Origin of the sequence: Armatimonas sp. (genome assembly GCF_043760365.1) — a bacterium.
Taxonomy (GTDB): domain Bacteria; phylum Armatimonadota; class Armatimonadia; order Armatimonadales; family Armatimonadaceae; genus Armatimonas.
The window spans coordinates 1-6,053 of the sequence record NZ_JAYUPA010000171.1 but is presented as its reverse complement, the minus strand read 5'-3'; the positions used below and the strand labels follow the sequence as shown (position 1 = coordinate 6,053).

General features: G+C 59.5%; 8 protein-coding genes. 2 read left to right on the top strand and 6 right to left on the bottom strand.

The window, feature by feature from the left end:
* The 5 genes from ACH2EH_RS04295 to ACH2EH_RS04275 form a co-directional block, all read right to left on the bottom strand.
* A partial coding sequence (locus tag ACH2EH_RS04295; RefSeq protein WP_395139279.1) for an ADP-ribosylglycohydrolase family protein occupies positions 1 to 515 on the bottom strand: 515 nt, incomplete at its 3' end.
* Between the two features lie 148 nt (positions 516 to 663).
* Entirely contained in the window at positions 664 to 1,104 is a 441-nt protein-coding gene (locus ACH2EH_RS04290) for an NADAR family protein (protein WP_395139277.1), read from the bottom strand.
* The gene (locus tag ACH2EH_RS04285) at positions 1,085 to 1,687 is read right to left on the bottom strand and encodes a DUF4291 domain-containing protein (protein ID WP_395139275.1); all 603 of its coding nucleotides are present in this window, start codon (positions 1,685 to 1,687) and stop codon (positions 1,085 to 1,087) included. Before ACH2EH_RS04285 ends, ACH2EH_RS04290 begins: the two co-directional genes overlap by 20 nt.
* Before the next feature lie 91 nt (positions 1,688 to 1,778).
* A complete protein-coding gene (locus ACH2EH_RS04280; RefSeq protein ID WP_395139273.1) occupies positions 1,779 to 2,477 on the bottom strand; it encodes an NUDIX domain-containing protein in 699 nt (232 codons plus the stop codon).
* Positions 2,478 to 2,585: 108 nt separating this feature from the next.
* The gene (locus tag ACH2EH_RS04275; protein ID WP_395139271.1) at positions 2,586 to 3,035 is read right to left on the bottom strand and encodes a hypothetical protein; all 450 of its coding nucleotides are present in this window, start codon (positions 3,033 to 3,035) and stop codon (positions 2,586 to 2,588) included.
* Between the two features lie 304 nt (positions 3,036 to 3,339).
* Between ACH2EH_RS04275 and tatA the strand changes: the two genes are divergently transcribed.
* Together tatA and ACH2EH_RS04265 are read left to right on the top strand one after the other, a co-directional pair.
* Positions 3,340 to 3,507 (top strand): twin-arginine translocase TatA/TatE family subunit, encoded by a 168-nt coding sequence (gene tatA, locus ACH2EH_RS04270; RefSeq protein WP_395139269.1) that lies wholly within the window; start codon positions 3,340 to 3,342, stop codon positions 3,505 to 3,507.
* Positions 3,508 to 3,522: 15 nt separating this feature from the next.
* Positions 3,523 to 4,734 carry a S1C family serine protease gene (locus ACH2EH_RS04265; RefSeq protein ID WP_395139267.1) on the top strand — a complete coding sequence of 404 codons (1,212 nt, stop codon included), beginning with the start codon at positions 3,523 to 3,525 and terminating at the stop codon, positions 4,732 to 4,734.
* On the opposite strand, the gene ACH2EH_RS04260 is transcribed toward ACH2EH_RS04265, so the two are convergent.
* A complete protein-coding gene (locus ACH2EH_RS04260; RefSeq protein WP_395139265.1) occupies positions 4,715 to 6,001 on the bottom strand; it encodes an MFS transporter in 1,287 nt (428 codons plus the stop codon). The genes ACH2EH_RS04265 and ACH2EH_RS04260 overlap by 20 nt on opposite strands.
* Positions 6,002 to 6,053 lie beyond the last annotated feature (52 nt).

Below are 6,053 nucleotides of genomic sequence, written 5' to 3'. Positions count from 1 at the left end.
TGCCAAGCAACCGCTGCCGCGACGGCAACCGCAATCGCACCCGCAATTCCCTCCGAGCTGGCATGCGTCACCACTGCGCTCTTCACTGCCTCGGCTTTGACGCGCTCCAGATCATCGGCGAAGAACGCTCCGAGCGGCGCGATCCGCATCGCCGAGCCATTGCCAAAGCTTCCTTGACCATCGAACATGGCGGCAGCGAGCTTTTGCCACTTTCCCCCTACCCGGTACTGGCGCATCAGATCGTGCATCGCTGGGCCGTAGCCACGCCCGGGCTCGTAGCGCTCGCCAAACTGGAGCGCCAGCACATCTTGGTTGATCTCGCCGTACTTTTCTAGCACGTCCGCAATGCTAATCGCCATCTGTGAGTCATCGGTCCAGCGCCACGGAGCACCCGGAAGCGCCCGTTGTGCAATCAGCTCCTCGACCATGTTGGGGTTGGAGAAATAACCCTCCCCAAACCCATCCCCTACGGAAAGTCCGTCCAGTGATAATCGTGTGCGTTCAATCGGTGTCATCTTTTTTCTCCGCCGATTGGAAATCGGCGTCTGCAATGGCACTGCGTGCCGCGAAGCCTGTTCCAGGCTGGGGAATAATTCGGTAGCCCGGCACGGGCTTTGCGGCTGAGGAACGAAGCCATTGTTGACGCCCAATTCCATTGGGCGGCTATTCGGTCTGGTAATCTGTGCGCGTCTCCATGATAATTTCCCCAAGGCGGTTCTTGCCGGTGCCGGTGCGGCCCGCGCCCCAGTAATAATCGGTGGGCGCGTCCTCGATCAGCGTTTCGTTCTCGGTGGCGATCAGGTCGGTGCGCAGTCGTTGGTGTGTGTCAAACTTTGCCTGGACGGCGCAGCGCATGATGTCGTCTTTTACCGAATCCCAGTCCGGGCGGAGCGGAATGGTGCGTGTGCGGCCCAGAGTTTTTGCCTGAGCGGCTGATTTTGCAAGTCGAATCTTCTCCTGGTACTCCGGGTGCGTCGGGAATTTCATCGCCTGGAAATAGTGTTCCACAGTCGGCCAGTAGAGTCCGTTGATCTCGAAGCCGTGCGGCGAGAAGTTTGAGAGGTAGGCGTTTTCTTGAGTTTTACTATAGAACTTGATGGGCATGGTAGATTTCCTCGCGAGGAAGCAAGAGGTCCTCGTATGGTTTAGGCGCTTGCTCGTGAGCAAACGCAGTAATGTCGCTAATTTCCAAAATCCAGGTTGTGGCGTAGCGGCGCAGAATATCACCGCGTAGCCCAAGCTGGATAGCGCGGCGTGTCTGTTTATTGCCTTTGGGATCGTGATCCGGATCCCACTGAAGACGCACCTCGGAGTGGGCGACGGCGTGTTGCCACTCTTCCCGCGAGCCGAAACTTGACGAATGGTAGGTCGAGGCGATGGCCTGCAACAGAATCGCGTCAAAGCCTTCGCGCCTCAGCCGTACGGCCAAGATATGCTCCTGCCCCGGCTTGCTCGCCCAGCCGCTCCGGTACATCATCCACAAGAAACCGGGCTTGATCCAGCTCATGCGCTCCAGTGAGAACGGCCCCCCAAAGCGCTGGTGCTCCACGGCGTAGAGCGCGATCTCCGGGCGAAAAGCCTGGTAGACCACGACCGAGTGCTCATCGAACTGGGCGAGGATCAGCTTGCCCTCGACTGGCCAGCGAGCGAGCTGGTCAAGATAGGGCTCAAAAACAAGTGTAGACATACTTTATATGTCGTTTGTACACGAAGTTTTGCTAAAGAGCAACCCCTCACAAAGATTCCCCCGCTAGGCGGGGGCTAGGGGGTAGGACGCCCTAATCCAAGAAAACGGGTTCGCGCTTGGTGAAGCTGAAGAGCTGAGCGGGGCGGTGGGCACCGCCACGGCGCTGCTTCTCCAAGCCTTCGAGTAGCTCGGTAGAGAGCATCTTCTTGCGGAAGTTGCGCTTGTCCAACTCGCGGCCCAGAATCAGCTCGTAGACATTTTGCAGCTCGGTGAGGGTGAACTCGGGCGCGAGGAGGGCGTAGGCGACACTGGTGTAGGCCAGCTTGGCACGCAAGCGGCTCAGGGCGGTTGTGAGAATCTTGGCGTGATCGAAGGCTAGGGAAGGAAGCTCCTCCACGGGCCACCACTGCGCTTCAGCGGCATCGGTGCCGGCGCGTGGGGCGATATGGGGCTCGGGCAAGAGGGCGTAGTAGGCCACGGAAATCACCCTTGTTCGGGGGTCGCGGTCTACCGTTCCAAACGTGTAGAGCTGCTCCAGAAACTCAGCGCCCGCGACACCCGTCTCTTCGGCAAGCTCGCGATGGGCAGCGGTGTCGAGATCTTCGCTCATCTGAACAAAGCCGCCCGGAAGTGCCCAGTGACCCTCAAAAGGCCAGACACCTCGCTTGATCAGCAGGACATGAAGCTTGCGTTCCCGCGCCGTGAACGCCGCCACATCCACGGTGACCGAGGGGCGGGCAAAAGCCGCGGGATCGTAGTCCGCGGGAGAATCTAAGGGGCTCACCGTCATTTTAAAATCTTTGATAATATTTCTGTCAGGCTTTATAGCCGACCCCCGTAAGTCTATCAGGGATTATACGGATTGTGCTAGGTTTCCGGTAAGTAGTTTTGTACACACCTACGCGGCCAGAGCGGGACGGAAATACTGCGCGGGAGCCGCCGCCTGTGGGGCAAGAGCGTGGAGCAGATAAGGGACATCTTCACGATCCGGCACCATCAGAGTGACAGCGCTCTGCCCGAACCGAATCGCCCCCCGGAGCCGTAGACCAGTAATCATCCAGCCGGTCTCGACACGCTGCTGGGAGAGTAGACCAAGGTAAACGACGGTTCCAGAAACATGAAGAGTGGTTTCACCCGAGGACGCAACCTCTAGCTGAGCAGGCTGGTTGTCGAAACCCGGCCCACTCGCACGCAGATCCAGACCCTGGGGAAGACGAACGAGAGGATCGCCTTGAGCCGGAACTTGCTGCGAAGCGCAGGGGGTGAAAAATCCCCGGTTCTGGTGGGCAGCAAGGGAACGCCAGAGCTGCTTAGCGGTTGCCTGGATTTTCTTAATCGTCGCGTTCATAACTAGAATAGTGTGCGGTTGAGGATTTCCTCCTTAGGAGAGAAGCAAAGAAAAGAGAGCCTTTTTCACGAATGGTTTGCCGAGGCCTGAAAGTCCCCCGCCCAGAGGGCACCCGGTCGGCTTCGCCAAGCGGCCCGAGGCCGCGCCAAACGTCTCCTTCTCTGCGGGCTCGGCCCGCTTCGCGCGGAGCGCGGCTCAGAGATGGCCTTTCAGGCCATCGAAGGGGATTCGTGAAAAAGCCTCAAGAGATGCGTTTTTTTAGGGGATGTGGAATTCGCGATACAATGGAGGCCGAGGAAAGAAGATGCTATCGTTTGCTTATTGGACATCTCCCAGCGCCTGGCTGGTGATTGTCTTGGTTGTTGTATTGTTCTTTGGCGCGTCTCGTTTGCCGCAGCTTTTTAAGGGCTTAGGCCAGGCGACCCGTGAGTTCAAAGAGGGAATAGACGAGCCCGAAGCGCCGAAAAAGTAAGCCGAGCTACCCGAGATGAAGACTGCGCTGGGGTATGGGGCAACATTTGTCACGGGGTTTGCGGCCTGTGCACTGATTCTGTATCTAGCGCAGGGGCGTCCCGATGGGCGGCGCGGTTCCGGGCTTCCTCCAGGGCGGCATGCGCTTTCTCAGGCACTGACACAGGCTCCCTCAGGCGGGGCGGCACGGGCACTCTCAGGACTGCCATCGGTTGCGGATGCGGCGGCTAGGCTTGCGCCCGCCGTGGTCAGTATTGAAGTTGAGGGTCATGAGAGTGTCCCGGGCCAGGGGTTCCTCGGTCAGTTTAGGACTCAGGATCGGCGTTTTGAGGGCTCTGGCTCCGGGATTCTGCTCTCCGCCGATGGCTACGTTCTCACCAACCAGCATGTTGTGGCACCGGTGCTCAATCAGCCAGACGCCAAGATTCAGGTGACCCTCTCCGATGGGCGGCGCTTCTCCGTTACGATTGTCGGAGGTGATGTCGCCAGCGATCTGGCGGTCGTCAAGCTACTGGGCGCGAAAAATCTCACGCCCGCACTGCTCGGCGACTCGGACACCGTGCGCGTCGGTGACTGGGCAATTGCGGTGGGCAACCCGCTCGGCTTTAATTCGACAGTTACACTCGGAATTGTCTCCGCGCTCAACCGCCACTATCCCCATCAGGATAGCGTCGCGCTTGAGAAAGTAATCCAGACAGATGCCTCCATCAACCCGGGTAACTCCGGAGGGGCACTCGCCGATATCGAAGGGCGGGTGATCGGGATCAATACGGCGATCGCCACTACCACGGGAGTCTCTACAGGGATCGGGTTCGCCATTCCTATCAACACAGCTCGCAAGATCGCCGCGCAGCTTATTGAGAACGGAAAAGTGCTGCGACCGTATCTGGGCGTGATCTACACCCCACTTTCTGAGGCGGATCGTAGCGCCCTTCCCAGCAACCTGACCCTACCACCGGATGGCAAGGGAATGCTTGTCCACTCTGGAAACAATGCCACTTCCGTGACACCGGGTTCCCCTGCCCAGAAGTGTGGGATCGTCGAGTGGGATGTCTTGCGAAAAGCTGATGGCAAGCCTCTCGATAACGACGAAGCACTGCGCAAGATTATCGCGAGTCACACCGTTGGCGAGCCGCTGAAACTCACCGTCTGGCGCAACGGGGCGGAGCAGGAGCAGGTTGCCACACTCGAGGAGATGCCCAACTGGTTCACCCAGCCGAATCGCTAACCTCTCCCTCACCTTCGCCCTCTCCCACCAGTGTCTGCCGGGCACGGCGCAAGCCCGGGGAGAGCACGACCGCGAGAAAGACACTGGCGGCAGCAAGGCTCGCTCCCAGTGCCATCGCTATAGACGTGCTGGTGCGTGAGGCGACAATCCCGGCCCAAAGGCTCCCAAAGGGCGTCAGGCCCATCATCAGAAACGCATGGACTCCCATTACGCGGCCTCGAAGCGCATCGGGAACCGAGGCCTGGATGAGGCTATTGCTCGTGGCAAAGACGCAGATCATGCAAAACGACGAGAGCGGCGCAAAGACAAATGCCCAGGTCAGGCTATGACAAAGCGCGGTTCCCAGAGAGAAAAGAGGAAAGAACACCGCGCCAATGGTCACGATACGGCCTTTGTAGGGCGATGCGGAGAGAAGCGTGCAGAGCAGTGCGCCCAGCAGTGCCCCTACGCCCCGGGCGCTCATTAGGTGGCTGTAGCGCGTCGCATCCGCCCCGAGCGTGAACTTCGCCAGTGTGGGCAAGAGAATCCAGTCGCCCGCCATAAAGACCGAGAAACTCGCCAGGATCGCCATGAGCGCCATAATGGGCCGGTGCTGCTTGAGATAGCCCAGCGCCTCGGTGACCCCTTTGAGGGGCGGCTCTTTTCCGGTTGCTTTTGGTGCGAAATCCCCCCGCATCAGCCGTAGCCCGACAATCACAGCGAGATACGAGAGTCCGTTGGCCAGAAAGCACGGTGCCATCGCCCGCTGCTTATCCGCGATCAGTAAGCCCGCCACGGCAGGCCCGAGCACGCGTGCGGCATTGAAGAGCGACGAGTTTAAGCCGATGGCGTTGTGCAGATCCTCTTTGCCCACCAGTTCCACAATAAACGCCTGCCGCGCGGGAATATCAAAGACATTGGTAATGCCCAGCAAGACGGCGAAAATCGCCACCTGCCAGAGCCGCATCTGATCCGTCGCCACGAGGGCCGCCATGCCCAGTGCCAGCACGGCTTGTGCCACTTGCGCCCAGAGAACAATGCTGTGCTTGGAAAAACGATCCGCGAACCAGCCGCCATAAAACGCCCCGAGTAGCATCGGCAGCGACCCCAGCGTCATGATCCAGCCCTGCGCCGCACTCGCCTCTTTCTCACTCACCGCCAGCAGCGTGACCAGCCAGCCCTGTGCCGTCATCTGCATCCACGAGCCGATCAGGGAGATCGCCTGCCCGGAAAAGAAAAGCTGGTAGTTGCGGTGGCGCAGGGCAGAGAAAGCGGCGGGTGTTGACACAGCCTTATGCTACCACGGAGCACACTAGCGATTGCCCCTGCCAGTTGGAGCG